The organism is Pseudomonas sp. BNK-15 (assembly GCF_047456105.1).
GTDB classification, from domain to species: domain Bacteria; phylum Pseudomonadota; class Gammaproteobacteria; order Pseudomonadales; family Pseudomonadaceae; genus Aquipseudomonas; species Aquipseudomonas putida_E.
Map to the genome: position 1 here is coordinate 3,475,009 of NZ_CP179898.1, position 26,819 is coordinate 3,501,827.

Genomic DNA, 26,819 nt, shown 5'->3' on the forward strand with positions numbered 1-26,819 from the left:
GCGAATGCCGCTCGTGCGAACTTTCTAGCCAGGATTACCTTTGCGGGGCTTTCCTTTGAGTCTTGCATCGGATTTACCGGCCCTATCGCCGGCAAGCCGGCTCCCACAGGGAACGCGCAGTTCTTGAGGCCTGCACTGTACTTGTGAGCCGGCTTGCCGGCGATGGGGCCGGTTCAGGCAACCTCGATAATGAAGAACAGCTGGGCCCCAAGGCTAACCTCGTCATCGACTTTTTTACCGATCAGTTGCTGGCCTAGCGGTGAGCGCGGGGTAATGACCGTCACCAGTGCGTCTGCCTCGCCAATCTTCAGCCCGGCCGCTTCCGGCCCCAGGAACACCTGCCGCTGAGCCCCGCTTCATCTTCCAGAATCACCAGGCTCCCACAGGTACCCCGCTGCTCTCAAGCTCAGCGCAAAACCAGTGGGAGCCGGCTTGCCGGCGATGGGGCCGGTTCAGGCAACCTCGATAATGAAGAACAGCTGGGCCCCAAGGCTAACCTCGTCATCGACTTTTTTACCGATCAGTTGCTGGCCTAGCGGTGAGCGCGGGGTAATGACCGTCACCAGTGCGTCTGCCTCGCCAATCTTCAGCCCGGCCGCTTCCGGCCCCAGGAACACCTGCCGCTGAGCCCCGCTTCATCTTCCAGAATCACCAGGCTCCCACAGGTACCCCGCTGCTCTCAAGCTCAGCGCAAAACCAGTGGGAGCCGGCTTGCCGGCGATGGGGCCGGTTCAGGCAACCTCGATAATGAAGAACAGCTGGGCCCCAAGGCTAACCTCGTCATCGACTTTTTTACCGATCAGTTGCTGGCCTAGCGGTGAGCGCGGGGTAATGACCGTCACCAGTGCGTCTGCCTCGCCAATCTTCAACCCGGCCGCTTCCGGCCCCAGGAACACCTGCCGCTGAGCCCCCGCTTCATCTTCCAGAATCACCAGGCTGCCGATCTGTATCCCCCGCGCCGGGTCGTAGTCGCGCAGCACCAGTTGCTGGTAGATCAGCAGTGCCTGGCGAATCTCGGCCGTGCGCCGCGCCTGGCCGGTGGCCAGGTACGAGGCCTCCAGGCCAAGGGTGTCGTACTTGTTTTCGGCGATGTTTTCTTCGGCGGTGGCGGTTTCGTAGGCGGTTTGCGCGGCGCGGCGCAATACTTCCATGTCGGTTTCCAGGGCTTCAACGATACGCGTGAGCAGGGCGGCCTTGTTCATGATCAGTAACAGAACTCCAGCACGTTGGCCTGGCTCTTGTCGGTCGGCGCAGTGCGGTTTTGCGACAGCCAGAACTGGCACTTGGGGCTGTTGAGGTTGCCCGGGTTGCCTTGCGCGGCCTCGGCCGCCTGCTGCAGCTCCTGCTTGTGCAGGATGGCCTTGTAACGCTCGAACATCTCGCTTTGCGCATCCGCCGGTTGCGCTGGCGGGGCCGCGGGCCGGGCAAGGGCGGGGGCGACTGCCTGGGCCACTGGCTGCACTTGCTCGGGCCACAGGTGGATGGCCAGCCACAGGCTCAGCGCGATGGCCACGGCACCGAGCCACAGGCCCAACGCCACACACAGGGTCAGTTGCACAGGCTTGAGGGTTATTTGCAGTTCACGGTGGCGGGGCATGGCGGCCTCCTGGCAGGCGTTATGTGGGCCATTGTCGCACGGCATCGGGCGGTTTTTCAGCGTTGGTGCTTTTGTCGGCGACAATTTAACCGCAGAATTCGTGATTTTGCGCAGGGCGAGGGCAGGGCACATGAACGTCACCTGGGACATTTTCTGCAGTGTCGTCGACAACTACGGTGATATCGGCGTGACCTGGCGCCTGGCCCGGCAGCTGGTGGCCGAGCACGGGCTGGCGGTGCGCCTGTGGGTGGACGACCTGGAGGCTTTCGTGCCCCTGTGCCCAGGCGCCGACGCCGGCGCCTCGCGGCAATGGCAGCAGGGCGTCGAAGTGCGCGCCTGGCCTGGCCAGTGGCAGCCGGTCGAGCCCGCCGATGTGGTGATTGGTGCCTTTGCCTGCCAGTTGCCCGCACAGTACGTCGAAGCGATGCGTGCCCGTTCCACGCCGATCCTTTGGCTCAACCTCGACTACCTCAGTGCCGAAGACTGGGTGGAGGGCTGCCACGGCTTGCCGTCGCCGCAGCCCAATGGCCTGCGCAAGGTGTTTTTCTTCCCGGGCTTTACCGAGAAGACTGGCGGGTTGCTGCGCGAGGCTTCGTTGCTGGCGCAGCGGCAGGCTTTCGAGCAATCTGCACAGGCGCGAGCCGCCTTCCTGCAAGGGCTGGGTGTAGACGTGCAGGCCGAGGCGCAACTGGTCTCGCTGTTCGCCTATGAAAACCCGCAACTGGGCAGCTGGCTCGATGCATTGGCCACCGACACCTGCGCCACCCGTCTGCTGGTGCCGCAAGGCCGTATTCTCCCGGACCTGGCCAATTGGCTGGGCGAGCCGGGGCTCAAGGTCGGCGACGTGTTCCAGCGGGGGGCGCTGAGGGTGCAGATCTTGCCGTTCGTCAGCCAGGACGACTATGACCGCCTGCTGTGGAGCTGCGATTTCAATGCCGTGCGCGGCGAAGACTCGTTCGTGCGTGCGCAGTGGGCCGGCCGGCCGATGCTCTGGCACATCTACGTGCAAGAGGAAAACGCCCACTGGGAAAAGCTCGACGCGTTCCTGCACCTTTATCGACAGGGCCTGTCGGACGCTGCCGGCGAGGCAATGGTGGCATTGTGGCGCGCCTGGAACATGAACCACGATATGCACCAGGCCTGGCGAGGGGCCCGTAAATACTGGCCGGAACTGCAGCAGCATGCCCGTGAGTGGGCGGCGCGCCAAGCCGCTCGGCCGGACCTCGCCAAGGCGCTGGTACAGTTTTACCGAAATTGGCTATGATATGCGGCCTCGATTTTTATAAATCCATCCAGATTCGGATACTTCGTAATGAAAACTGGTAAAGAACTGAAACCCGGTACCGTACTGCGGATCGACAACGACCCGTGGCTGGTTCAGAAAGCCGAGTTCACCAAATCGGGTCGCAACAGCGCGATCATGAAGACCAAGCTGAAAAACCTGCTGACCGGCTACAAGACCGAAACCGTTTACGGTGCGGACGACAAGCTGGACGACGTGATCCTGGATCGCAAAGAAGCGACCCTGTCGTTCATCAGCGGTGACTCGTACACCTTCATGGACACCACCGACTACACCATGTATGAACTGAACGCCGAAGACATCGACGCCGTTCTGCCGTACATCGAAGAAGGCATGGAAGACATCTGCGAAGCCGTCTTCTTCGAAGGCCGTCTGGTATCGGTCGAGCTGCCGACCACCATCAGCCGTCAGGTTGTCTACACCGAGAACGCTGCGCGTGGCGACACCTCGGGCAAGGTCATGAAGCCTGCCAAGCTGAAGAACGGTACCGAGATCCAGGTTGCCGACTTCATCCAGATCGACGAGTGGATCGACATCGACACTCGCGACAACAGCTTCAAGGGCCGTTCCAAGAAGTAATTCTTCTTGTGATGTGCACAAAAAACCCGGCCTCGGCCGGGTTTTTTTGTGCCTGTGTTCAGACCGTTACATGCAGCCTTACATCCACATTGCCGCGGGTAGCGTTGGAATAAGGGCACACCTGGTGCGCCTTCTCCACCAGCCCTTCGGCTTCGGCCTGGGCAAGGCCCGGCAGGTTGATGTGCAGGTCGATATCCAGGCCGAAGCCACCGGGGATCTGGCCAATGCCCACCTTGGCGGTGATCGAAGCGTCGCCAGGCAGTTGCTTTTTCTCCTGGCCGGCGACGAATTTCAGTGCGCCGATGAAGCAGGCCGAATAGCCAGCCGCGAACATCTGCTCAGGGTTGGTGCCGTCACCGCCCGCGCCGCCCAGTTCCTTGGGGGTGCTCAGCTTGACTTCCAGCTTGCCGTCGCTGGAGCGGGATTTACCGTCGCGGCCGCCAGTGGAGGTGGCTTCTGCGATGTACAGCGGAGTGACCTTGTGCATATTGAGCCTCGCTAGTGTGCTGTGCGCCCCGTGTGTATGCCGGGTGCATCGGGTGGGTACGGGATTTAAATTAGCGCGCAATTAGTTAGTGCGCAAGATAAATCTTCACCGCTCGTCCGAACGGGCATTGCACAGCATAGCCGTCAGAGGTTCTTTTGCAGGCTGTCGCGCAACTCCAGCAGGTCTGCCTGTAGTTGTTGCAGGCGCTCCAGGCTGCGGCCGCTGGCCTTGAGAATGCACGGCGGCACCTCTTTGGCCTGCTGCTGAAGGGCGCGCCCCTTGTCGGTCAGTTGCACCAGCACCACCCGTTCATCCTCGCGGCTACGGGTTCGCTTGAGCAGGCCTTCGCTTTCCAGCCGCTTGAGCAAGGGAGTGAGGGAGCCTGGGTCGGTGAGCAGGTGCTGGCTGATCTCGCCCACGGTCAGGCCGTCCTGTTCCCACAGTACGAGCATGGCCAGGTACTGCGGGTAGGTAAGGCCCAATGCCTGAAGCAGGGGCTTGTAGACCTTGGTCATCAGCAACGAGGTGGAGTGCAGGGCAAAGCAGACCTGGTTGTCCAGCAGCAGCTCGTCGCAAGAAGCTTGGGTGTCGGCGTTCATGCAGGTCCTTGAATGTGATCAATGGAGAAATCTAGCACGCTGAAGGTTTGCGCGCTCATTGCCATCGCAGCTCACTTCGCAGTGCCAGGTCCCACGGGGGGATCGGGCTGAAGCGGCTCTTGAGGAATTCGAGCAGCAAGCGGCTGCGAGAGTTCGTTTCATGTGCCAGGCGCAGCGCATAAATACCGCTGGTCTCTGCTGCGGGCAGGCCGTTGTCGCAAAAAAGCGGCACCAGTTCGCCACGCAGCAGGTACTCGCTGACCAGCCAGGTCGGTAGGTGGGCAATGCCCAGGCCGGCAAGCGCGCCGAACAGCAGCGTTTCAGCATTGTTGGCGGCCATGCGCATCCGCGAGGGCCGATACAGCCGTGATTGCCCATCGACGTTGAAGCGCCAGGCGAACGGCGGTGCCAGGCCGTCCCAGTCCAGCCCGTCGTGGTCGGGCAATTCGCTGGGGCAGGCGGGTATGCCGCGGCTGGCCAGGTAGGCGGGGCTGGCGCAGGCGACGCGGACCATGTAGGCCAGCGGTGTGGCGACCAGGCGGGTATCGGCCAGAGGGCCTGCACGCAGCACCAGGTCGACCTCGCCCAGGTGGCTGCCGTGCAGGTCGACGAAGCTGTCGATCAGCCGCAGGTGCACATCAAGGCCTGGGTAGGCCACCAGGAAGTCGGCAATGGCCGGGGCCAGGTGGCGGCGGCCGAAGGCGGCAGGGGCGTCGATACGGATCAAGCCCTCCGGAGCACTGCTCAGTGATACGGCCTCGGCGCGGGCCAGGCGCAGTTCCTCGATGATGCGCCGGGCGCGCTCGGCGAAGGCGTTGCCTGCAGGCGTGGCACGCACCGCATGGGTGCTGCGGGTGAACAGGCGGCTGCCCACGGCGCTCTCGAGGCTGTCGATGCGCCGGGCGACGGCGGAGGGGGTGAGTGGATGGCGCCGGGCGGCAGCGGAAAAACTGCCAGTCTCCAGCACATCGAGGAACAGGCTCAGTTGGTCGGTAAGGGTGTCAGGGCTCATGGCTGCCTTGCTTTTGCATTAAACGCACAGCCATTGTGCGTTGCTGTGCGTTTCCCCGCCAGAGCGTAATCGTTAGCATGCTCGCATTGTTGATACAGGCGGATGAGGCACTGATGATCGAGTGGTTGTTGTATATCGTGCTGGGCGCAGCCTTGGGCACCATGGGTGGGTTGTTCGGCATTGGCGGCGGCCTGATCGCCATTCCGGCACTTGGTGTGCTGTTCGGGCTTGATCAGCAGTTGGCCCAAGGCACGGCCTTGGTGATGGTGGTGCCGAACGTGTTGCTGGCCCTGTGGCGTTATCACCAGCGCAACCGCATCGAGTTGCGCCATGCCTTGCCGTTGTCGGTGTGCAGCTTGGTGTTCGCCTGGTTGGGCTCGATCTGGGCAGTGGGTATCGATGCGCAGGCCATGCGCCTGGGCTTTGTCGGCTTTCTGGTGGCGCTGGCCCTGTGGAACGTGGCGCGTTTGTTTATCAAATCCGCCCCGGCAAGCCCGGAGCTGCGCCATCACTGGCCCTGGCTGGGGGTGCTGGGTTGCTTCAGTGGAACCATGGGCGGCTTGTTCGGGGTGGGCGGCGCGGTGGTGGCTACGCCGATCCTGACCAGCGTGTTCGGCGCCACGCAGGTGGTGGCGCAAGGGCTGTCGCTGGCGCTGGCTGCGCCGAGCACCATGGTGACTTTGTTGACCTATGGCGTGCACCACAGTGTCGACTGGGGGGTGGGGATACCGTTGGCGGTAGGCGGCCTGCTGAGTATCAGCTGGGGAGTGCGGCTGGCCCATGCGCTGCCAGAGAAGGTGCTGCGGGCGATGTTCTGTGTATTTTTGGTGGTGTGCGCCGTGATGCTTGGCTTTGAGCTTTAGAGTGGTCTGGCGCACCCATTACTGGAAACCTTCGATGATGTAGTCGGCCATGCAGTCGGTGATCGGTGACTGGCTTTGTGCATTGCGCAGCAGCATCACATTGGCCACCGGCAGCTCAGGCAAGCCGTCCTGTTCGCCCAGGATACGGATATTGCCGCCAATCAGGCTCTGCAACTGCGCCGTCACTGCCAGCCCTGCCGTGACGATGGCAAAGATCGCCGCCAGGCTCGGGCTGGTGTAGGCGATGCGGTAGTCGATGCCTTGGGCCTCCAGGGCATTGCAGGTCCAGGCGCGGCAGAAGCAGTCGGTATTGAACAGTGCCAGCGGCATCGGCCGTTGCTCCTGTGGGCAGAAGCTTTCGGCGGCGGCCCACACCAGGCGTTCCTGGCGTAGCAACTGGCCAACCTCGTTTCCGGGCTCACGGGTGACGATGGTCAGGTCCAGGTCCTGGCGCAGCATCAGGTGTTTAGACGAATCACAATGCACTTCCACCTGCACCAGCGGGTAGGCCTGGGCGAAGCTTGACAGGATGGTCGGCAAGAACCGCATGGCGTAGTCGTCCGGTGTGCCGATGCGCACCAGCCCGACCATGTGCGGCATGCGCAAGGTGTTGAACACTTCGCCATGCAGCTTGAGGATGCGCCGTGCGTAGCCCAGCAGTACTTGGCCCTCGGCGGTCAGGCGCACCTGGCGGCCGTCGCGCTCGAACAGTTGGCGCTGCAGGACGTCTTCCTCTAGGCGTTTCATCTGCATGCTGACGGCCGACTGGGTGCGGTTGACCACTTCGCCGGCGCGGGTGAACCCACCTTGCTCGGCAATGGCGACAAAGGTGCGCAGCACGTCGGCATCGAGGCTTTGATAGTGGGACATTGCATCAATCTCCTAGATGCATGGCATAAGAAACATTCGTTGGATTGATCTTAAGCCCGGGGCGAGACTGAAGCCATCAACACGGAGGGCTTCACGATGAAAGGTCATGTCAGCAGCATTCAGCACTCTGCCTTTTCTCTCAACCACCTGTGGCATGCTGCCGTGCAGCGCCCGGCTCGCTGGTTGGAGCTGTATCGCCAGCGTCGGGAGCTGGCCAGTCTCAGCGATGCGACGTTGCAGGATCTGGGGTTGAGCCGGGCAGATATCCAGCAGGAGGCAGAGCGGCCATTCTGGGATGATCCGCTGCGTAAGTGAGGGGCACGATGCGCCGCGCAGGCGGCGCTCGGTCTTGAGAACGCTGAAGGGCTGCGGCAGGCAGTTACCTCAACGCCGCACCTGCTTGAGCGTTTCGGCAATCAAAAACGCCAGCTCCAGCGACTGGTCGGCGTTCATGCGTGGGTCGCAGTGAGTATGGTAGCGATCCGACAGCCCATCTTCGGTGATCGGCCGTGCGCCACCGATGCACTCGGTAACGTTCTGCCCGGTCATCTCGATGTGAATGCCGCCCGCATGGCTGCCTTCGGCCTGGTGCACCTGGAAGAACTGCTTCACCTCATCGAGAATCTGCGCGAAGTCACGGGTCTTGTAGCCGCTGCTGGCCTTGATGGTATTGCCGTGCATCGGGTCCGAGCTCCACAGCACCTTGCGCCCCTCGCGCTCGACGGTGCGGATCAGCCCTGGCAGGTGCTCACCGACCTTGCCGGCGCCCATGCGCACGATGAGGTTGAGGCGCCCGGGGTCGTTGGCCGGGTTGAGCGTATCGATCAGGCGGATCAGCTCTTCAGGGTTCATGCTCGGGCCGACCTTGACCCCGATCGGGTTGTGCACCCCGCGCAGGAACTCCACATGTGCGCCATCGAGCTGGCGGGTGCGGTCGCCGATCCACAGCATGTGTGCCGAGCAGTCGTAGTAGTCGCCGGTCAGGCTGTCCTGGCGCACGAAGGCTTCTTCGTAGTTCAGCAGCAGTGCCTCGTGGGCGGTGAAAAAGCTGGTTTCGCGCAATTGCGGGGCGCTGTCCAGGCCGCAGGCGCGCATGAAGGCCAGGGTCTCGTCGATGCGGTTGGCCAACTGGTGGTATTTGTCGGCCAGCGCCGAATTGGCGATGAAGTCCAGGTTCCACTTGTGCACCTGGTGCAGGTCGGCGAAACCGCCCTGGGCGAAGGCGCGCAGCAGGTTGAGGCTGGCGGTGGCCTGGTGGTAGGCCTGCAGCAGGCGGTCCGGGTCCGGTACGCGGCTTTTTTCGTCGAAGCCGATACCGTTGACGATGTCGCCGCGGTAGGCCGGCAACGTGACGTTGCCGATGGTTTCGTCACCCGATGAGCGTGGCTTGGCGAACTGGCCGGCCATGCGCCCGACCTTGACCACCGGGCAGCCGGCGGCGAAGGTCATGACGATGGCCATCTGCAGCAACACCTTGAAGGTGTCGCGGATCTTCGCCGCCGAGAACTCGGCGAAGCTTTCGGCGCAGTCGCCGCCCTGCAGCAGGAAGGCGCGGCCTTCGGTGACCTCGGCGAACTGCCGGCGCAGCTCGCGCGCTTCCCCGGCGAACACCAGCGGCGGGTAGCTGGCCAAGGTCTGCTCGACCTTGAGCAGATGCGCGGCATCGGGGTAGGTCGGTTGCTGCTGGATCGGCAGGGCACGCCAGCTGTCAGGGCTCCACGGTTGGTTCATCACAGGCTCGGTCTTGTCGGTTATAGGCTGTCTGCCATGGTAACAGTTGGCGCTGAGCTTGTTGCATCGGGGACGTTGGCGGACAATGCGCGTTTTTGCGCGGGCGGGTGGCAGGTTCATGGCGACGGAGCGGGAAGAACGGCTGTTGGCTCGGGTCGAGGATGCCTTTGGGGTCATCAGCGTGTATGAAGTGGATGATTACCGCTTCCTCGAATTTGGCGATGCCATCGAGCAAAGCTGCGTGTTCACGGCCGACCCCAGCTGGCTGGAGTACGACTATACCCGCGCCATGCTGGTCGGTGCGCTGTGCCACGAACAGCCTGAAAGCGCACTGTTTCTTGGCTTGGGCGCCGGCACCCTGACCCAGGCCTGCATGAAGTTCCTGCCGCTGGAAGACATCGAGGCCATCGAGCTGCGCCCGGATGTACCGCGCCTGGCCATGGAGTACCTGGGCCTGGACGACGACCCGCGCCTGTATGTGCGGGTTGGCGATGCCCTTGAGCTGCTGCCCACGGCGGAGAAAACCGACCTGTTGTTCGTCGACCTGTATACCGACCACGGCCCGGGTGTCGGGCATCTGGCCTGGACCTTTCTGGAAAATTGCCAGAAGCAGCTCAACCCCGGTGGCTGGCTGGTGATCAACCAGTGGGCCGGTGATGACGGCAGGCCGCTGGGCGCGGCGCTGTTGCGCGGGTTGTACCACCGGCATTACTGGGAGCTGCCGGTGAAGGAGGGCAATGTGATCCTGCTGGTGCCGGCGGACCTGGAGCAAACGCTGGACCTGGGTGGGCTCAAGGGCAGGGCTGAAGCCTTGGCGCCACAGCTGGGGTACAGCCTGGAGGGGTTGATCAAGGAAATCCGCCCCGCAACGTGAAGGCCTGGCGCGGGCCCCCGGTAGGAGCGGCCTTGTGTCGCGAAAGGGTGCGAAGCGCCCTCGGGATTTTAGCGTCGCCGCATACATTGCCGGGTCCGCTTTGCGGCCCTTTCGCGACACAAGGCCGCTCCTACCGGGGCCGTGCCAGGCTTTGAGAGATAATCGTTTCAGCTATCGGCCATTGATGGCCTCGTACTGGCCCCAGGCCCGTGAAAATTTTCCACACTTCCCGCTATTAATTCGGGTATAGTACGCGCCGGTCTTTTAGCGGGCCTCAAAATCAGGTGGTGCAAATCCTCCGAGTCCAGCTTCGGCTGCACGTCCGCTAGGCGGACCTTCCCAAGTTTTTCTTTTTCAATCGTTTTCGCAAATCCCCGCCGCCAGAGCTGCCTGGGTGACCATTTGGTCTTTCAAGGCATGTGCAGCTTTGGAGCATGGGTCTTTGCGGATGCACATAGAGGCAGACCCATGACCCAGGAAACCGGCGGATTCGCCGCTCTCGATCTTAATCCGAATATCGTTGCTGCTGTTCTGGCCACCGGCTACGAAGAGCCTTCGGCTATTCAGCATCAATCGATCCCGATCATCCTCGCCGGTCACGACATGATCGGCCAGGCGCAGACTGGCACCGGCAAGACCGCTGCCTTCGCCCTGCCGATCCTCAACAAGATCGACGTGAGCAAGCGCGAACCGCAAGCCCTGATCCTGGCGCCAACCCGTGAGTTGGCGCTGCAAGTAGCCACCGCTTTCGAAACCTACGCCAAGCAGATGCCGGGCGTTAACGTGGTGGCTGTATACGGTGGTGCCCCGATGGGCCCACAGCTGCGTGCCATTCGCAACGGCGCGCAAATCGTCGTGGCCACCCCGGGCCGTCTGTGCGACCACCTGCGTCGCGACGAGAAAGTCCTGTCCACCGTGCAGTACCTGGTGCTGGACGAAGCCGACGAAATGCTCAAGCTGGGCTTCATGGATGACCTCGAAGTGATCTTCGATGCCATTCCGGCCAGCCGTCAGACCGTACTGTTCTCCGCTACCCTGCCGTCGTCGATCCGCTCGATCGCCGAACGTCACCTGCGTGAGCCCAAGCACGTCAAGATCCAGAGCAAGACCCAGACCGTCACCGCGATCGACCAGGCTCACCTGATGGTGCACGCCGACCAGAAGATCCCGGCTGTTCTGCGTTTGCTGGAAGTGGAAGAGTTCGACGCGCTGATCGCCTTCGTGCGTACCAAGCAAGCCACCCTGGACCTGGCCGCCGCGCTGGAAGCCAAAGGCTATAAGGCTGCTGCGCTGAACGGCGACATCGCCCAGAACCAGCGTGAGCGCGTCATCGACTCGCTCAAGGATGGCCGCCTGGACATCGTCGTCGCCACTGACGTCGCTGCCCGTGGTCTGGACGTACCGCGCATCACCCACGTGTTCAACGTGGACATGCCGTACGACCCGGAGTCCTACGTGCACCGTATCGGCCGTACCGGCCGTGCCGGTCGCGAAGGCCGTGCACTGCTGCTGGTCACCCCGCGTGAGCGCCGCATGCTGCAGGTCATCGAGCGCGTTACCGGGCAGAAGGTTGCCGAAGCGCGCCTGCCGAACGCTCAGGCCGTGCTGGATGCGCGCATCAAGAAGCTGACCTCGAGCCTGGCGCCGCTGGTGGCCGAAGCAGAAGCCACCCACGGTGAACTGTTCGACCGCCTGACCGACGCCCTGGGTTGCAGCCCGCGTGCCCTGTCTGCAGCACTGCTGCGCAAGGCCACCAATGGCCAGGCGCTGGACCTGGCAGCGGTAGAGCGCGAGCAGCCGCTGGTACCAAGCTTCGCACCGCGCGGTGAGCGCCCGGAGCGTGGTGACCGTGCCGAGCGTAGCGACCGTGGTGAGCGCGAGCGTCGTGCGCCACTGCCGCTGGCCGAAGGCCGCGTGCGTTGCCGTACCGCGCTGGGTGCCCGTGATGGTATCGCCGCCAAGAACCTGCTGGGTGCGATCCTCAACGAAGGTGGCCTGGCCCGTGATGCGATCGGTCGCATCCAGGTGCGTGACAGCTTCAGCCTGGTCGAGCTGCCGGAAGACGGCCTCGAGCGCCTGCTGACCAAGCTCAAGGACACCCGCGTGGCTGGCAAGCAGCTGAAGCTGCGTCGCTACCGCGAAGATTGATCCTGGTGTAATGAAAAAATCCCCGGCTTAGGTCGGGGATTTTTTTTGCCTGCAGTTTTTGGGGCTGCCATGCAGCCCTTCGCGACGCAAGGCCGCTCCTACGGGCGATTCTTCAGTCGAAGCGATAGATGTCCATACCCAGCGCCCCCAGGGTAAACCCTTGGTGCACGATGCCAAATCTGCCTCCGGCCCCAAGGGCAAAGAACAACGGCAAGAAATGCTCATCACTGGGATGGTTATGCAGCGCAAACGGCGCTTGTTGCTTGAAGTCCAGCAGCGCGGCCTGGTCGTCCTCGCTCAGCTTCTCCACCACCCAGTCACGAAACGCCAGTGCCCAAGGCGCGATCACGTCCGGCCCGGCATGCCAGTCCAGCTCGCCCAGGTTATGGGTGATGCTCCCGGACCCCACCAGCAACACACCCTCGCTGCGCAGCCCGGCCAATGCCTGGCCGACCTTGATTTGCAGCGCCGGCCCCATGTGGCTCGGTAGCGACACCTGAATCAGCGCAATGTTTGCGTCGGGATACATCAACGACATCGGCACCCAGGCCCCATGGTCGAATGGCCGCTGGGCATCCAGGCGAGCCGGCAGGCCGGCGGCGTTCAGCCGCTCGCTGACGTTCGCGGCCAGTTGCGCATGGCCAGGCGCAGGGTATTGGACGGCATACAGCGCTGCAGGAAAGCCGTAGAAGTCATGCCAGGTTTCTGGGTGCGGGTTGCCGGTAACCAGCAGCTCTTGGCTTTCCCAGTGCGCCGAAACCACCACGACCGCCTTCGGGCGTGGCAGGGCATTGGCCAGCCGGGCCAGCGCCGGCCCGCTGGCGCCGGGCTGCAGGGCGAGCATGGGGGAGCCGTGGGAAATGAACAGGCTGGGCAGCATGGTAGGGTCCTGAGGGGTAAGATGCAGTCATCTTCGATCAGTCACCGATCGATATCCAATATAAGATTTTTGCGCAACCGATCTAAAAACCAGGAGGAACTATGGAGCCGGCGTTCTGGCACCGAAAGTGGGCCGATAACCAGATCGGTTTTCACCAGGCTCAAGCCAACCCCTATCTGCAACGCTATTGGCCGGGGCTCGGCCTGGCTGCCGGTAGCCGGGTGCTGGTGCCGCTGTGTGGCAAGAGCCTGGACCTGGCCTGGCTGGCGGGGCAGGGCTATCGCGTGCGGGGTATCGAACTGTCGCGCCGGGCGGTGGAGGACTTTTTCCAGGAGCAGGGGCTGCAGGCGCAGGTCCGGCAACAGGGGGCGTTCGAGGTCTGGTGCAGTGGTGAGGTGGAGCTGTGGTGTGGCGATTTCTTCGCCTTGCGCGCCGAGGATGTGGCCGATTGCATGGGGCTGTATGACCGGGCTGCCCTGATTGCCCTGCCGCCGGCAATGCGTGAGCGTTACATGGGCTTGCTTTCGCGAATGCTGCCTGGGGGTAGTGGGCTTCTGGTGACTTTGGACTACGAGCAGAAACTGTTGGAGGGGCCGCCGTTTTCGGTCGCCGACGAGGAAGTGCGGCGTGGGTTTGCCGGGTGGCAGGTGGAGGAGGTGGAGGCGCAAGACGTGATAGGGGAAAGCCCTAAGTTCTTGCAGGCGGGGGTCAAGCGCCTGGTGGAGCGGGTGTATCGCGTACGGTTCTGATTTGGGTTTGCCTGTGCCGGCCCTATCGCCGGCAAGCCGGCTCCCACAGATACCCCCGCAGTTCTGAGGATTTGTGGCTTACATGTGCGGGCCGGCTGCATGAGAAAGGGCGACCGAAGTCGCCCTTTGTTGTTGCCTGAGCAATCAGCCGCGGCGGCGCAGCGCCTCGATGCGCTCTTCCAGCGGCGGGTGGCTCATCAGCAGGCCGGCCAGGCCGTGCTTGAGGCCGCCATTGATGCCGAAGGCCTTCATGGTGTCGGGCATGTGCACCGGCAGGCCTTGCTCGACGCGCAGGCGCTGCAGGGCGCCGATCATCGCGGCGGTGCCGGCCAGTTGCGCACCGGCTTCGTCGGCGCGGTATTCGCGGCGGCGCGAGAACCACATGACGATCATGCTGGCGAGGATGCCCAGGACCAGCTCGGCGACGATGGTCGCCACGTAGTAGGCAATACCCTGGCCTTCTTCGTTCTTGAAGATCACCTTGTCGACGAAGTTGCCGATGATGCGGGCGAAGAACATCACGAAGGTGTTCACCACGCCCTGCACCAGCGCCAGGGTGACCATGTCACCGTTGGCCACGTGGCCGATCTCGTGGGCCAGCACGGCGCGCACTTCATCAGGCGAGAAGCGCTCCAGCAGGCCCTGGGACACGGCTACCAATGCGTCGTTGCGGTTCCAGCCGGTGGCGAAGGCGTTGGCCTCGTAGGCCGGGAAGATACCCACTTCGGGCATCTTGATGCCGGCTTCGCGGGACAGCTCTTCGACCGTCTGCAGCAGCCACTGCTCGTGGCGGGTACGCGGCTGGGAGATGATCTGGGTGCCGGTGCTCATCTTCGCCATCCACTTGGAGATGAACAGCGAAACGAGGGAGCCGGCGAAGCCGAACACGGCGCAGAAGACCAGCAGGCTGCTGAGGTTGAGGTCAACCCCGTTGGCGGCCATGAACCCGTCGAAGCCGAACAGGCTCAGGGTAATGCTTGCAACCAGCACCACCGCAAGGTTGGTGGCTACAAACAACAGAATGCGCATCATGGTTGTTACGTTCTCCTGACGGATGAGTGTGTTGCGTATGCGGGGTATATAAGGGGCCGGACGCGCTGATTCAATCGGGGGACTATTTCAAACTGTGTACGGCGGAGTATGGCAGAGGATCTGGCGGGGGCTGTGAGCTAGAGCGTTGCAGGATGTAAGAAAGGTTATGTGGGGTTGTAGGGGGCTGCTTTGCAGCCCAATCGCCGGCAAGCCCCCCACAGGTACACCACAGTTCTGAGGACCTGTGCTGTTTTTGTGGGAGCCGGCTTGCCGGCGATGAGGCCGGTACTTACTGCGAATACGTGCGCAGGAAGTTGCCAATCCGGCCAATCGCCGCTTCCAGGTCATCCACCCGCGGCAAGGTCACCACGCGGAAGTGGTCCGGCCACGGCCAGTTGAACGCCGTGCCCTGGACGATCAGCAGTTTTTCCGACAGCAGCAGGTCCAGCGCGAACTTCTCGTCGTTGAGGATCGGGCAGACTTTAGGGTCGATCCGCGGGAAGGCATACAGCGCACCCATCGGCTTGACGCAGCTCACCCCTGGGATGTCATTGAGCAGCTCATAGGTGCGGTTGCGCTGCTCCAGCAGCCGGCCCGGCGGCAGCACCAGGTCATTGATGCTCTGATAGCCGCCCAGCGCAGTCTGGATGGCGTGCTGGGCCGGCACGTTGGCGCACAGGCGCATGTTGGCCAGCATGTCGATGCCTTCGATGTAGCTCTGGGCGTGGTGCTTGGGCCCGGAGATGATCAGCCAGCCGGAGCGGAAGCCCGCTACCCGGTACGACTTGGACAGGCCGTTGAAGGTCAGGCACAGCAGGTCCGGGGCCAGCGACGCGGTGCTGATGTGCACGGCCTCGTCATAGAGGATCTTGTCGTAGATCTCGTCGGAGAACACCACCAGGTTGTGCTGGCGTGCCAGCTCCAGCATGCCCAGCAGCAACGCTTTGGAGTAGACGGCGCCGGTCGGGTTGTTCGGGTTGATGATGACCAGGGCCTTGGTGTTCGGGGTGATCTTGGCCTTGATGTCTTCAAGGTCAGGGAACCAGTCGGCCTGCTCGTCGCACAGGTAATGCACCGGCTTGCCGCCTGCCAGGCTCACCGCGGCGGTCCACAGCGGGTAGTCGGGGGCCGGGATCAGCACTTCGTCGCCGTTGTTGAGCAGTGCCTGCATCGACATGACGATCAGCTCGGAAACACCATTGCCCAGGTAGATGTCCTCGATGGTGACACCCTCGATTTCCTTCTGCTGGCAGTACTGCATCACCGCCTTGCGCGCGCTGAACAGGCCTTTGGAGTCACTGTAGCCCTGGGCGGTGGGCAGGTTGCGGATCACATCCTGGAGGATTTCGTCCGGCGCTTCGAAGCCAAACGGCGCCGGGTTGCCGATGTTCAGCTTGAGGATGCGGTGGCCTTCCTCTTCCAGGCGTTTGGCGTGCTTGAGCACCGGGCCGCGAATGTCGTAGCAGACATTGGCGAGCTTGTTCGATTTGCTGAACTGCATGATGTGATCCCGATTGAGAATACGCGGTGCGCCGCCGTCGAAAGGTTTGAAAGGGCGGGGCGCGGGTGCCAGACTTGAGGCCTTGCACACGAAGCCAACTAATATACGTGCCACCCGCGCTACGGAAAAGACGGCGCGAGGTGAAATTCAGCCTGCCGAGGTCCCTACATGCAAAAGATCGACAAAACCCTTGAACAATGGCGTGCGATGCTCGACCCGGAGCAGTATCAGGTGTGCCGTCTCAAAGGTACCGAGCGGCCGTTTACCGGCAAGTACAACAGCGAAAAGCGTGCGGGTACCTACCATTGCATCTGCTGCGACCTGCCGCTGTTCGATTCGAACACGAAATTCGACTCTGGCTGTGGCTGGCCGAGTTTTTACGCGCCGATCGAAGACAGCGCGATGATCGAGACGCGCGACACCTCCCACGGCATGATCCGCACCGAGGTGACCTGCGCGCAATGTGACGCCCACCTTGGCCATGTGTTCCCTGACGGCCCGCCACCGACCGGCCTGCGTTACTGCATCAACTCGGTGTGCCTGGACTTCAAACCGCGTGACGGAGCCTGACCATGGCTGAATCGATGCTGGACATCCCCTGCGTGACCTTGGCCGGTGAGCGCAAGGTGCTGGGCGACTTTGCGGGCAAGGCGCTGCTGGTGGTCAATACCGCCAGCCAGTGCGGGTTCACCCCGCAGTACAAGGGGCTGGAGCACCTGTGGCAACTTTACCGCGAGCGTGGCCTGGTGGTGCTGGGTTTCCCCTGCAACCAGTTCGGCAAGCAGGAGCCGGGGGAGGCGCGGGAGATCGCGCAGTTCTGCGAGCGTAATTTCGGCGTGAGTTTCCCGCTGTTTCGCAAGGTCGAGGTCAACGGCCCGGGGGCCCACCCGCTGTTCGTCGAGCTCAAGCAGCGTGCGCCAGGCCTGCTCGGGTCGCAGAAGATCAAGTGGAACTTCACCAAGTTTCTGCTCGACCCGGCCAGCGGCAAGGTCACGCGTTATGCGCCAACCACCAAGCCGCAGGCACTCGAGGCCGATATCGAGCGCCTGCTCAGCCGCTAAGGGGCACCCAGTGGTCGATCAGCGCCAGTAGCTCTTCACGCCGGAATGGCTTGGCCAGGTAGTCGTTCATGCCCGCCGCCCGGCAGCGTTCGCGCTCCTCGGGCATGGCGTTGGCGGTCAGGGCGACGATCGGCAGCTCAGGCCAGCGGCCACTCTGGCGGATGCGTCGGCTGGCCTCATAGCCGTCCATCACCGGCATGTTGCAGTCCATCAACACCAGGTCGAAGTCTTCCTGCTCGAGCCATTCCAGCGCCTCGACGCCCTGGGTGGCCACTTGCACCAGGCAGCCGAGCTTGGCCAGCATGCCCTTGGCCACCAGTTGGTTCACCGGGTTGTCCTCCACCAGCAGAATGCGCGCCCGGCCGTCGGTGGCGGTGAGTGCGGGGATGGCCAGCGGGTGTTCGGGTGCATGGCCCTGCAGGGTGCGGCGCAGTGTCTGATACAAGGCATTGCGTGCCAATGGGCGGGCCAGCTGATGCAACGGGGCCAGTTGCGCTGCCTGTTCTGGCGACAGGAAATTGCCGTAGGCCGTCACCAGCAGGATCGGTGCTGTCAGCGCAGGGCGCAGCTGGAACAAGTGGTCCAGGTCGTCGGTGATCAACAGGTCGATGGTACCGCCCGCCAGTGCCTGGGCACTGTCATGCCTTGAGTAGCTCAGGCCCCAGCGCGGCAGCACGTCCTGCAGCAGTTCGCCAAGGCCGCTGGCGGCGTTGCTCAGCGCCACCACGCGGCCCTCCAGGGGCGCAGGTGCAATGGCCTCGGTGTGGGTGGTCAGCGGTAATTCGGCGCTGAAGCAGCTGCCCAAACCTGGTTCGGAGCGGATGTGCAGGTGGCCCTGCATGGCTTTGCACAGGTTGCGGGTCAGTGCCAGGCCCAGGCCCGTGCCGCCGTATTGGCGGGTAATGCCGGCGCCGGCCTGTGTGAACGGCTGGAAGATGCGTGCCTGTGCATCTTCGGCAATGCCGATTCCGGTGTCGCGCACTGCCAGGCGCACGCCGCCGACGATGGTGGTCAGGCACACGTCGACGCGGCCGAACCGGGTGAACTTGAGGGCATTGGACAGCAAATTGCTCACTACCTGGCGTACCCGGGTCGGGTCGCCCAGTACCGAACTTGGGAAGTCACTGGCGATCAGGCAAGTCAGCTCGACGCTTTGCGCGGCGTTCTGCGATAACAGGTTGGCGGTGTCCTCCACCATCGCGCCCAGGTCGAAGGGGATGCGTTCGAGTTCAAGCTGCCCGGCATCGAACTTGGACAGGTCGAGAATATCGTTGAGCAGTTCCACCAGCACCTTGCCCGAGTCGTGGGCAATCGACAGCTGCTGGCGCTGCTCACTCTCCAGCGGGCTGTCCAGGGCCAGGGCGATCATGCCGAGCATGCCGTTGAGCGGGGTGCGAATTTCATGGCTCATGTTGGCCAGGAACGCCGCTCGGGCCTGGGCCATGTCCAGGGCGCGCTGACGGGCTTGCTCCAGCTCCTGGTTGGACTGGCTGAGGCGGCTGTTGCTGGCCTTGAGCTCTTCGGTGCGGGCCGAAACGATGTCTTCCAGCTCGTTGAGGTACTGCGTCAGGCGGTTTTCGGCGGTGCGCCGTTGCTGGATTTCTGTAGCCATGCTGACCAGTTGCTGGTTGGCGACCTTTACCAGCACGCCGATTTCATCGAGTTCGTGGCCGGGAGGGCAATCAAGGCGGGTTTGCCCGGGGTGGCGGGGGTCGCGGCCGCTGAGTGCGCCGATCACTTTCACCAAGGGTTTGGTCAGCATCATGTAGAACAGTGCCAGGAGGATGCCGGTGAGCACCAGGCTGCGGGCAAAGCCGTTGAGCAGCGTGACCCCGGCGCGGTCCAGGAAGCGGCTGCCGAAGGCGAAGGTGTCGACGTCCAGGTACAGCGTGCCGAGGTACTCTTCGGGCATATGGGTAAGGAACAGGCGCTCCTGGAACTGGCGCTGTTCGCCGAACAGAAAATCGCTCAACGGCCGGTAGCTGTCCTGCAGCCGGACGCGTTCGACATCGGCCAGTACGGTTTCGTTGTTGTCGATCAAGCGCGCGCGGAACACGGCCGGTGACTGCAGCAGGCCCCGGGTCAGTTCCAGGGCCAGTTCCGAGTCGATGTTATAGGCGATGCGCGAGGCCGGGTTGTGGCTGATTTGCAGCAATGCTTGCACTTCACGGTTGATGGATGCGTCTTCGCTGGCATAATCGATGCCGATCTGGATGAGACTGAGCAATGTTCCCAGGATGAAGCCGACCAGGACTGTCAACCGGGCTTGCTTGTATGACAGGCGATTGGTGAACTTGATATCCATGAGCCCCGAGCCGGTTTCACGTCCCTTGCGCTGCGCAAGCATAGCCGATCAGCCACGGCTGCTGGTGGGCCTGTCGCACATTCAGCTTCAAATCTCACCTGTCTTGCTAGGAGTCGTCATGGACGCCCGCTTGAATGCTTTTCTGGAACGCGCAGAGTCCGTGCTGGCGCGCCTTGAGCCGCTGTTGCCGGCACCGCGTGCGGACATCGACTGGAACACTACGCTGGCCGCCCGCTGGCAGCGCGATGGCCGTACCGGCTACTTGATGCCGCTGCAAGTGAGCCTGGACATCCGGCTGACCGACCTGATCGGCGTCGACAAGCAACGTGACCAGCTGGGCCGCAATACCCATCAGTTCATCAATGGCCTGCCGGCCAACCATGCGCTGCTGTGGGGATCGCGTGGTACGGGCAAATCGTCGCTGGTGCGCGCGCTGCTGGCCGAGCACGCCGCAGCCGGCCTGCGCCTGATCGAGATCGAGCGTGACCATCTGGCTGATTTGCCGCGTGTGGTCGAGCAACTGCAGAAGCTGCCGCAACGTTTTGTCCTGTTCTGCGACGACCTGTCGTTCGAAGCCGGGGAGGGCGACTACCGGGTGCTCAAGAGCGTGCTCGACGGCTCGCTGGAGCAGGCGCCGGACAACGTGTTGTTGTACGCCACCTCCAACCGCCGCCACCTGGTGCCGGAAAAAGAGAGTGACAACGAAAACTGGAAGCGCGTCGACGGCGAACTGCACCCCAGCGAGGCGGTGGAAGACAAGATCGCCTTGTCCGACCGTTTTGGCCTGTGGCTGTCGTTTTACCCCTTCACCCAGGAGCATTTCCTCGATGTGGTCGAGCACTGGATAGGCCAGCTGGCGCGCTCTGCCGGCCTGGCCTGGCAGCGTGACGAAGCACTCGACATCCTCGCCGTGCGCTGGGCTACCGGCCGCGGCAACCGTAATGGCCGTTGTGCCTACCAGTTCGCCCGTTATTGGGTGGGGCTGCAATTGTTGGAGCAGAAATAAATGATCGACCTCAATGCCAGTGGCGCCGGCCTCGATGGCTACGACCTGCTGGCTGCGCAAGTGCAGGCGCTGTTCGCCGACGAGCGTGACTTCATCGCCAATGCCGCGCAGTTTTCGGCGTTTTTGTACAACCAGGTGGACGACCTGAACTGGGCCGGGTTCTACCTCAACCGTAATGGAGAGCTGGTGCTGGGCCCGTTCCAGGGCCAGGTGGCTTGTGTGCGCATTCCGTTCAGCCGCGGCGTGTGCGGTGCGGCGGCGGCCACTCGGCAGACCCAGCGGGTGGAAGACGTGCACGCCTTCCCGGGGCATATTGCCTGTGACAGCGCATCCAATAGTGAGTTGGTGATTCCGCTGGTGAAGGAGGGCAGGCTGATTGGTGTGCTCGATTTGGACAGCCCGAAGCTGGCGCGCTTCAGTGAAGCGGACCAGCGGGGGTTGGAGCGGCTGGCGGCGGTCTTCCTGGAGTTGACCGACTGCTAGCCTGCGTTATCAGGGCTGCTGCGCAGCCCATCGCCGGCAAGCCGGCTCCTACAGGGGCTGCGCTGTATCTGTGGCTTGCCGGCGTTGTTCACATCAATCGTAGATGACCCGCTTTTTCCAGGTTTCTTCCTGGTCTGTCTTGAGCCCTTGGGTCAGTGCGTTTTCGTCATTCTCGGCCGGCTCCATCTGGTCCAGCACCTGGGCATTGGCCCGGGCCAGCAGTTTCTCCAGGTAGGTCAGCTGCTCTTCATATACCTTGGGTTCAGGCTGTTTGCGCAAATACTGCACACCGCGCTCGAACGCCAGGCGCGCCTGGCCTGGTTGCTCTTGCTGCAACGCCTGCTGGCCCAGGTTGTTGAAGAACTCGATGTGCAGCAGCACCAGCAGGTGGCGAATCTCCTTTACCCAATGCTTGCCCTCGGTCGTTTGCAGGACGTTCTCCTGGGTGGCCTTGACGATCTGCGTGTGTAAAGCCTCCAGCAAGAAGCGCACATCCTTGGCTTTGGCCTCGGTCAGGATCGGGGTGGGCGGGTTGTTCACCGGGATTCGCTCGCCTTGGGCAACCAGGCCTTCCAGTTCGGCGATGCGTGCTTTGAGTTCGGCATTGTTCTTGTCCAGCGCCAGTTGCCGCTGATCGAGGTTGAGCTCCAGGCGCGTGAGCAACAGCTTGAGCGCCGGGGTCATGAACTGGCCGGGGAAGGTCTCGGTGATTTCGCCACAGCGGCGTACGCGGTCGGCGAGTTCGATCTTCAGCCGCGCGCGCTCCAGTTTGCTGTTCTCGACCACGTTGTTGAGGTAGCCGATCACGATCAGCAACGCGATACCCGCAACGATGAGCAGTGTGATCAGAAGTGGTGTCACCGTTAACGCCTCATCAGGAAGTTTTACATTGAGAGTGTAGCGAACAGGCCAGCCAGGGCGCCACGTGACTCTGTGTCGGCTCGTCGCCGGATTTCTCCAGTGATGGCACTTTGCGTTCAGCCCGCCAGAAAATCAACGCCAATCCTTGGGCACGCCTTTCGAGCAGCCTATATAGAGAGCGAAGTCATTGATTTAAATAAATTTCTAGAAAAGGGTTGACGACCTTTCAAGGCATCCATAGAATGCGCGCCACTTGCAGCGTAAAGCACAAAGCGAAACGCGGCAGGAAGTGAAAGCAGGCAGTAATGCTTGTAGCGTGTCCCCTTCGTCTAGTGGCCTAGGACACCGCCCTTTCACGGCGGTAACAGGGGTTCGAGTCCCCTAGGGGACGCCATTGCGGGAATAGCTCAGTTGGTAGAGCACGACCTTGCCAAGGTCGGGGTCGCGAGTTCGAGTCTCGTTTCCCGCTCCAGTTTCTCCTGCAGCGCCTCACGGCGGGGCAGGAAAAGAAAACCCAGGGTGAATCGTGAGGTTCAAATCTGGTGCACTGAAAAGTGTTGTGTGTCCCCTTCGTCTAGTGGCCTAGGACACCGCCCTTTCACGGCGGTAACAGGGGTTCGAGTCCCCTAGGGGACGCCATTTGCGGGAATAGCTCAGTTGGTAGAGCACGACCTTGCCAAGGTCGGGGTCGCGAGTTCGAGTCTCGTTTCCCGCTCCAGTTTAAATACTGTGGCGTCTATGCGGTGCAGTGGTGGTGAAGGTCGTCAAGACGCTTCGCGCCGACAGCGGTAAAGCTTCACAATGCGGGAATAGCTCAGTTGGTAGAGCACGACCTTGCCAAGGTCGGGGTCGCGAGTTCGAGTCTCGTTTCCCGCTCCAAATGTAAGACGAAAAAAGGGACCTCTGGTCCCTTTTTTTGCGTCTGGATTTTTTGCCATGGACGGCGTGAGTACGCCGATGCCCCTGGAGCAGGGGCGATGCCGTGCTCAGCGGTAAGTGATGGTGAAATTCAAGGCGCCTTCGGCCACACCAGGTTTAACCGTTGGGGCGGTCTGAACGTAGCGTGCCTGAAAGTCCAGGCGGGTCAGGCCGACGTCAAGCTCTTTGACCAATTGGTCGGCCTCCAAGGGCATCGGTGAGCCGTCGCCGCGTAGAATCTGGATACCGATGCCTGCAGCATCCGAGGTGGTGGTCAGGCTGAACAGACCTTGGTCGGGGTCAATGGCGCTGGATCCTCGGACACCGTCGAGTTGCAGGTAGATATCTGCGCGTTTGGCGCCCGGCGTACTGTTGTCCTGGCAATCGTTGAGGGTGATATTGAAGGGGGTGGCCGGCGTGTGCGTGCCGACGCCCTTGAAGTCATCTACCTTGTGATCGCCCAGCAGGACGGGGTCGGCACTGACCGCATCGGCTTTGAGGGTGCACTGTGCGCGATTGACCGTCGCTGTTAGCCGATAATCCAGCACCTTGCCCAGGTCGTGGACAAAGCCATGGAACATCTCTCCACTGACCCGCTGCGGGCCTGGGTCAATATCACCGGTCTTGATGAACAGCGCTTGGCCGTTGACCGCGCTCAGTTGCGCGGCGAACACAGTATCTTGGGTCATGGCCCCGGAGTAGGGAATGGCAGTGCCGTCGTCCGGTGTGAAGCTGTTGCTACTAGCGCCATTGTACGGGATGCCCATATCGATGTAGACACCCACGCCCGGGATGTTGGTTTGCAGCACATGGCCATCGACGTTTTTGCCGTCGACCGGTGGCAGGCTGCCGCTGAACAACGGTGCAGTGTTGAGAAGCCTGGCGGTCACCGGGGTGACGGGATTATAGAAGCATTGCAGCGTAGTGCCCTGTTCATTGCGGGCGAACAGGTTGGCTTTGCCGATGAGTGCTCCGACCGGGGCGTCGCGCGGGACCCAGAACGTGCCCAGGTCTTTTTGAAAGGTCAGGTAGGTGGGGCCGCCAGCGGCAAATGCGCAGCTGCCGTGGGCGCTGGTGGACGCCAGGCCGAGCGCCAGGTTGCACAGGATCAAGGCGAGTGGGCGCAGGTGGCTGCGGCAAGATGAGGTCATGAGGTGTGTCCCTGTGGGGCGTTGGCGGAAGCCGGGTCGGTGTCGTCAGCTGAGTGCGGTAGGCAATCGATCGTTTGCATGCGATAGCCGTCGCTGACCGGCATCGTGCGTGCATCCAGCGTCACATGGCATTTCTGGATTTCGATGTCGCCCCAGTGCACCTGCAACTGCTGCTGGCCGGGTTCGGTGGTGGCCAGCAGTGTTTGTCCGGCTTGGCCGACCACACCCAGTGCCTGGCCGTGGGTATCGCTGACCTGAGCGCCGAACGGCAGCGGCCGGCCGTCGGGCTGCTGCAGGGTAAGGACCATGCGCACCACTTTGCGTGCATCGAAACGGGCTTTGATCACTGCGCCCCGGCGAGGCACCACTTGTTGGCTGGCATTGTCGATGACCACTTCGGGTGATAGCTGGTCGGTGTCCAGCACCAGTGAATTGATCCGGTAGGGGTTCAGGTGTGAGACCAGCAGATAGCCCTGCTCATCGGTGCGTGCCGAGGACGCATTCTGCACACCGACGTTGGCGACGTTGGGAACATGGACCAGGGCAGGGTTCTCGCCCAGGTAGCTGCCCAAGGCGATGCCGTCGGCATGTACCAGCAGCGCACCGCTGGCGTTCAGCGACAGGCTGCGTTGGTCGTTTGCTTCGCTGTAACCCACGCCAAAGCTGCCTTGGCTGCCTTGATACGCGAGCGCCACAGCGCCGCTCTGGCGGTTGTTCTGGTCGCTGGCGAGCGAAGCATGGTAGCTGAGACGATCATCCAGCAGGCCGCCCTGCAGGCTCGCCCGCTCGCTGTGCTTGCCGTCGGAATGTTGCAGGCTGAACGAGGCGGTGTGCGGGCGGCGGCCGAAATCAAGCGGCAGGCTCAGGCTTACCCCGAACAAGCGGCTGTTGGTATTGCGCGCGCTAAGCGATTGAGAGGCGAACAGGTTGATCGCCAGTTTGTCCACGCGTGTGTTGTACTGCAGCTGGTACTGGCGGCGCTGATAGTCGCTGCGCCAGTAGTCTTCCTGGGACAGCGTCAGGCTCAGTGAGCTGCTGCGCCCAAGGTTCTGGTACATCGAGGCTTCGACCCGGCTGCGCCGGCTGCCTGCAAACCGAGCATCGGCATAGCGCTGCTGAACGGACTCGTCAAAGTCGCGATAGCCCTCGGTGGAATAGCGGTAGCCTGCAAAGCGCAAGCTGGTGCGGGTCTGGAAGCTCTTGCCATAGCGCAGGCTATAACTTTGCCCCTGGACGCGGCCAAGCGTGCTTCCCAAGTCTGTATTGGCTTGGGTGGCATCCAGTGACAGCGCGCCCAGCTCGCCAAAGTCACGGGCCATGCCCAGTGCTGTGGCGCGGTAATGGTCGCTGGCGAGCACGCCGCCGTAGAGGGTGGTGTTCCAGGCGCCGCCGCGGGCCAGCGTGCCCTGCCAGAAGCGCGGGTTGTCGAGGTGCTTCGCGCCATTGTAGTTGCCGGCTGTGGCGGTGTAGTGCCAGACGCCTTCACGCAACAGGCTGCCCAGCGATGAATAGGGCTGGATGAAACGGCTGACCTGGCCATCGCTTTCCGTGACCACGACTTCCAGCTCACCGTTGCCGGAGCCGACACTCAGGTCATCGATTTCATAGGGCCCGGGCGCGACGTAGGTCGAGTAGATTGCAAACCCGCTGCGCAGCACTTCGACCTTGGCCCGGCTCTGTGCGACACCGCGGATTACCGGAGCGTATTGGCGCATGGTGTCGGACAGCATGCCCTGGTCCGAGGCCAGGCGTGCACCGGAGAAGGCAAAGGTGCGAAATACCTCGCCGCTGGTAAAAGTCTCACCCAGCGTGAGGTTGGCATACAGGCCGGGCAGGTCGCGCTGTGCGTAGGTGTCGGTGCGTGTCCAGCGGCGCAGGCCTTCTTCATTCTCGCGCAAGGCCTGCTGGCTGCGTAGGCGCCAGGGCCCCAGGTTGAGCCCGCTGCTCAGGTAAAGGTCCTGGCTGCTGGAGTTGCGCCCGTCGCGTCTGGTGCTGTGCTGGGCAGACGCCTGGTAGTTGACGAAGGCAGCATTGATCCCAGTATCCCAACGCTCCTGCGGCACGTTGCCCGAGCGGTCCTGGCGCAGGGCGATCTGTGGAATGGACAGCGACAAGCGCAGTTGCGACGGGTCGAAATCGACGCTCGCTTGCGGGATCAGCGCTGGCAGGTCGACACAGCGATCGTCGTCGGGCAGGGGCGTTTCCAGTGCCTGTTCACGCAGGTTCAGAGTGCGCAACAGTTCGCTGGTCAGGCAGGCTTGCAGGCCTGTACCTTGGGTGGCCTCATGGAATTCGATCTCGCGTTCTTCGACGGGCGTGAGGTTGACCAGCAGTGCCACGCGATAGCGCCCTGCTGTCAGCGGCGTCTGGGCCGCCAGTGTCTGCAGCGCGAGCGCACCGGCTTCTGCCGCCTGGCCAGGGGGTTGGCGCATGAAGCCTGCCTGGAACTGTGCAGGAAGGTCGGCGGCAAGAGAGGGGGCGCTCAGCACCAGGGTCAGGCAACCGCCCATCAATGGCGGTTGCAGGGCGAAGCGCAGGCGCGACGGCAGAGGCCTGCGCCGGTCAAATTGGAGCATGGGAGGGTCCTGAACTGCGCTACCGATCAATGCCTGGGCGCGGTCGGTGAGCGATGTGTGGTGCGTGGGTTGAGCAGCGGCGTACCGGCCGCATCAGGGCCTGGGTACAGCGTGTTCGAGGGCGCTAGGTTAGGCTGGCGCGGGGAGGTGGGATGTAGGAAAGGTCTTTGCTTTGCGGTGGAGTCGTCCACGTAATGCAATGAACTCCCGCCGCAATGCGCAGCGGGAGTTCA

General features: G+C 62.7%; 24 protein-coding genes, 5 tRNA genes and 3 pseudogenes. 16 read left to right on the forward strand and 16 right to left on the reverse strand.

Going from position 1 to position 26,819, the window contains the following annotated elements:
• Positions 1–173: 173 nt before the first annotated feature.
• From ACMGF5_RS15900 to ACMGF5_RS15915, 4 genes and pseudogenes are all read right to left on the reverse strand, one after another.
• A pseudogene (locus ACMGF5_RS15900) lies at positions 174–353 on the reverse strand (GreA/GreB family elongation factor); the annotation flags it as partial.
• A 99-nt stretch (positions 354–452) separates the two neighbouring features.
• Positions 453–632: pseudogene (locus tag ACMGF5_RS15905) on the reverse strand (GreA/GreB family elongation factor); the annotation flags it as partial.
• Positions 633–731: 99 nt separating this feature from the next.
• Entirely contained in the window at positions 732–1,202 is a 471-nt protein-coding gene (locus ACMGF5_RS15910; RefSeq protein ID WP_115275583.1) for a GreA/GreB family elongation factor, read from the reverse strand.
• 2 nt (positions 1,203–1,204) lie between these two features.
• A complete protein-coding gene (locus tag ACMGF5_RS15915) occupies positions 1,205–1,597 on the reverse strand; it encodes a hypothetical protein (protein ID WP_414156957.1) in 393 nt (130 codons plus the stop codon).
• A gap of 130 nt (positions 1,598–1,727) precedes the next feature.
• Here ACMGF5_RS15915 and earP point away from each other — a divergent pair, with 130 nt between their 5' ends.
• Positions 1,728–2,861 (forward strand): elongation factor P maturation arginine rhamnosyltransferase EarP, encoded by a 1,134-nt coding sequence (earP, locus tag ACMGF5_RS15920; RefSeq protein ID WP_414156958.1) that lies wholly within the window; start codon positions 1,728–1,730, stop codon positions 2,859–2,861.
• A 48-nt stretch (positions 2,862–2,909) separates the two neighbouring features.
• Complete coding sequence (gene efp / locus ACMGF5_RS15925; protein WP_012271109.1) at positions 2,910–3,479, forward strand: elongation factor P; 570 nt, start codon at positions 2,910–2,912, stop codon at positions 3,477–3,479.
• Positions 3,480–3,537: 58 nt separating this feature from the next.
• Here efp and ACMGF5_RS15930 read toward each other — a convergent pair whose 3' ends face one another.
• From ACMGF5_RS15930 to ACMGF5_RS15940, 3 genes are all read right to left on the reverse strand, one after another.
• A complete protein-coding gene (locus ACMGF5_RS15930) occupies positions 3,538–3,966 on the reverse strand; it encodes an organic hydroperoxide resistance protein (RefSeq protein ID WP_039605055.1) in 429 nt (142 codons plus the stop codon).
• Between the two features lie 143 nt (positions 3,967–4,109).
• A complete protein-coding gene (locus ACMGF5_RS15935) occupies positions 4,110–4,565 on the reverse strand; it encodes a MarR family winged helix-turn-helix transcriptional regulator (RefSeq protein WP_046786599.1) in 456 nt (151 codons plus the stop codon).
• A 55-nt stretch (positions 4,566–4,620) separates the two neighbouring features.
• Positions 4,621–5,577: a LysR family transcriptional regulator gene (locus ACMGF5_RS15940; protein ID WP_237859627.1), complete on the reverse strand. Its 957-nt coding sequence runs from the start codon at positions 5,575–5,577 to the stop codon at positions 4,621–4,623.
• A gap of 113 nt (positions 5,578–5,690) precedes the next feature.
• On the opposite strand from ACMGF5_RS15940, the gene ACMGF5_RS15945 reads away from it, so the two are divergent.
• Positions 5,691–6,440 (forward strand): sulfite exporter TauE/SafE family protein, encoded by a 750-nt coding sequence (locus ACMGF5_RS15945; RefSeq protein ID WP_237859646.1) that lies wholly within the window; start codon positions 5,691–5,693, stop codon positions 6,438–6,440.
• Between the two features lie 18 nt (positions 6,441–6,458).
• Here ACMGF5_RS15945 and ACMGF5_RS15950 read toward each other — a convergent pair whose 3' ends face one another.
• On the reverse strand, positions 6,459–7,310 hold the full coding sequence (locus ACMGF5_RS15950) for a LysR substrate-binding domain-containing protein (protein WP_012313384.1): 852 nt from the start codon (positions 7,308–7,310) through the stop codon (positions 6,459–6,461).
• A 96-nt stretch (positions 7,311–7,406) separates the two neighbouring features.
• Here ACMGF5_RS15950 and ACMGF5_RS15955 point away from each other — a divergent pair, with 96 nt between their 5' ends.
• A complete protein-coding gene (locus ACMGF5_RS15955) occupies positions 7,407–7,625 on the forward strand; it encodes a DUF1127 domain-containing protein (protein WP_414156959.1) in 219 nt (72 codons plus the stop codon).
• A gap of 69 nt (positions 7,626–7,694) precedes the next feature.
• On the opposite strand, the gene ACMGF5_RS15960 is transcribed toward ACMGF5_RS15955, so the two are convergent.
• Positions 7,695–9,041: a class II 3-deoxy-7-phosphoheptulonate synthase gene (locus ACMGF5_RS15960; protein ID WP_039603334.1), complete on the reverse strand. Its 1,347-nt coding sequence runs from the start codon at positions 9,039–9,041 to the stop codon at positions 7,695–7,697.
• A gap of 118 nt (positions 9,042–9,159) precedes the next feature.
• Between ACMGF5_RS15960 and ACMGF5_RS15965 the strand changes: the two genes are divergently transcribed.
• Together ACMGF5_RS15965 and ACMGF5_RS15970 are read left to right on the forward strand one after the other, a co-directional pair.
• The gene (locus ACMGF5_RS15965; protein WP_161872952.1) at positions 9,160–9,915 is read left to right on the forward strand and encodes a spermidine synthase; all 756 of its coding nucleotides are present in this window, start codon (positions 9,160–9,162) and stop codon (positions 9,913–9,915) included.
• A gap of 434 nt (positions 9,916–10,349) precedes the next feature.
• A pseudogene (locus tag ACMGF5_RS15970) lies at positions 10,350–12,063 on the forward strand (DEAD/DEAH box helicase).
• A gap of 112 nt (positions 12,064–12,175) precedes the next feature.
• Here the strand turns inward: ACMGF5_RS15970 and ACMGF5_RS15975 are convergent.
• Positions 12,176–12,943 carry a DODA-type extradiol aromatic ring-opening family dioxygenase gene (locus ACMGF5_RS15975; protein ID WP_125924371.1) on the reverse strand — a complete coding sequence of 256 codons (768 nt, stop codon included), beginning with the start codon at positions 12,941–12,943 and terminating at the stop codon, positions 12,176–12,178.
• A 101-nt stretch (positions 12,944–13,044) separates the two neighbouring features.
• On the opposite strand from ACMGF5_RS15975, the gene ACMGF5_RS15980 reads away from it, so the two are divergent.
• Positions 13,045–13,692, forward strand: coding sequence for a thiopurine S-methyltransferase (locus ACMGF5_RS15980; RefSeq protein WP_414156960.1), 648 nt, complete (start codon positions 13,045–13,047; stop codon positions 13,690–13,692).
• Positions 13,693–13,836: 144 nt separating this feature from the next.
• Here the strand turns inward: ACMGF5_RS15980 and htpX are convergent, their stop codons facing one another.
• Both htpX and ACMGF5_RS15990 read right to left on the reverse strand, forming a co-directional pair.
• On the reverse strand, positions 13,837–14,724 hold the full coding sequence (gene htpX, locus ACMGF5_RS15985) for a protease HtpX (RefSeq protein ID WP_115275592.1): 888 nt from the start codon (positions 14,722–14,724) through the stop codon (positions 13,837–13,839).
• Between the two features lie 289 nt (positions 14,725–15,013).
• On the reverse strand, positions 15,014–16,225 hold the full coding sequence (locus ACMGF5_RS15990; RefSeq protein WP_060508805.1) for a pyridoxal phosphate-dependent aminotransferase: 1,212 nt from the start codon (positions 16,223–16,225) through the stop codon (positions 15,014–15,016).
• Between the two features lie 168 nt (positions 16,226–16,393).
• Between ACMGF5_RS15990 and msrB the strand changes: the two genes are divergently transcribed.
• Entirely contained in the window at positions 16,394–16,795 is a 402-nt protein-coding gene (msrB, locus tag ACMGF5_RS15995) for a peptide-methionine (R)-S-oxide reductase MsrB (RefSeq protein ID WP_046786590.1), read from the forward strand.
• A gap of 2 nt (positions 16,796–16,797) precedes the next feature.
• Entirely contained in the window at positions 16,798–17,286 is a 489-nt protein-coding gene (locus tag ACMGF5_RS16000) for a glutathione peroxidase (protein ID WP_012313394.1), read from the forward strand.
• Here ACMGF5_RS16000 and ACMGF5_RS16005 read toward each other — a convergent pair.
• Positions 17,276–19,633 (reverse strand): response regulator, encoded by a 2,358-nt coding sequence (locus ACMGF5_RS16005; protein WP_196997686.1) that lies wholly within the window; start codon positions 19,631–19,633, stop codon positions 17,276–17,278. The genes ACMGF5_RS16000 and ACMGF5_RS16005 overlap by 11 nt on opposite strands.
• A 76-nt stretch (positions 19,634–19,709) precedes the next feature.
• On the opposite strand from ACMGF5_RS16005, the gene ACMGF5_RS16010 reads away from it, so the two are divergent.
• Positions 19,710–20,597, forward strand: a complete 888-nt coding sequence (locus ACMGF5_RS16010; protein ID WP_046786587.1) for an ATP-binding protein — start codon at positions 19,710–19,712, stop codon at positions 20,595–20,597.
• The gene (locus tag ACMGF5_RS16015; protein ID WP_115275595.1) at positions 20,598–21,080 is read left to right on the forward strand and encodes a GAF domain-containing protein; all 483 of its coding nucleotides are present in this window, start codon (positions 20,598–20,600) and stop codon (positions 21,078–21,080) included.
• A gap of 93 nt (positions 21,081–21,173) precedes the next feature.
• On the opposite strand, the gene ACMGF5_RS16020 is transcribed toward ACMGF5_RS16015, so the two are convergent.
• Positions 21,174–21,941 carry a hypothetical protein gene (locus ACMGF5_RS16020; protein WP_046786585.1) on the reverse strand — a complete coding sequence of 256 codons (768 nt, stop codon included), beginning with the start codon at positions 21,939–21,941 and terminating at the stop codon, positions 21,174–21,176.
• A gap of 318 nt (positions 21,942–22,259) precedes the next feature.
• Between ACMGF5_RS16020 and ACMGF5_RS16025 the strand changes: the two genes are divergently transcribed.
• The 5 genes from ACMGF5_RS16025 (at position 22,260) to ACMGF5_RS16045 (ending at position 22,820) form a co-directional block, all read left to right on the forward strand.
• A tRNA-Glu gene (locus ACMGF5_RS16025) sits at positions 22,260–22,335 on the forward strand.
• A 2-nt stretch (positions 22,336–22,337) separates the two neighbouring features.
• A tRNA-Gly gene (locus ACMGF5_RS16030) sits at positions 22,338–22,413 on the forward strand.
• Positions 22,414–22,504: 91 nt separating this feature from the next.
• Positions 22,505–22,580: transfer RNA gene (locus ACMGF5_RS16035), tRNA-Glu, on the forward strand.
• A gap of 3 nt (positions 22,581–22,583) precedes the next feature.
• Positions 22,584–22,659 (forward strand) — tRNA-Gly (locus tag ACMGF5_RS16040).
• A gap of 85 nt (positions 22,660–22,744) precedes the next feature.
• Positions 22,745–22,820 (forward strand) — tRNA-Gly (locus tag ACMGF5_RS16045).
• A 107-nt stretch (positions 22,821–22,927) separates the two neighbouring features.
• On the opposite strand, the gene ACMGF5_RS16050 is transcribed toward ACMGF5_RS16045, so the two are convergent.
• Entirely contained in the window at positions 22,928–24,010 is a 1,083-nt protein-coding gene (locus ACMGF5_RS16050) for a fimbrial protein (RefSeq protein WP_281868436.1), read from the reverse strand.
• Positions 24,007–26,586 (reverse strand): fimbria/pilus outer membrane usher protein, encoded by a 2,580-nt coding sequence (locus ACMGF5_RS16055; protein WP_115275597.1) that lies wholly within the window; start codon positions 26,584–26,586, stop codon positions 24,007–24,009. Before ACMGF5_RS16055 ends, ACMGF5_RS16050 begins: the two co-directional genes overlap by 4 nt.
• Positions 26,587–26,819 lie beyond the last annotated feature (233 nt).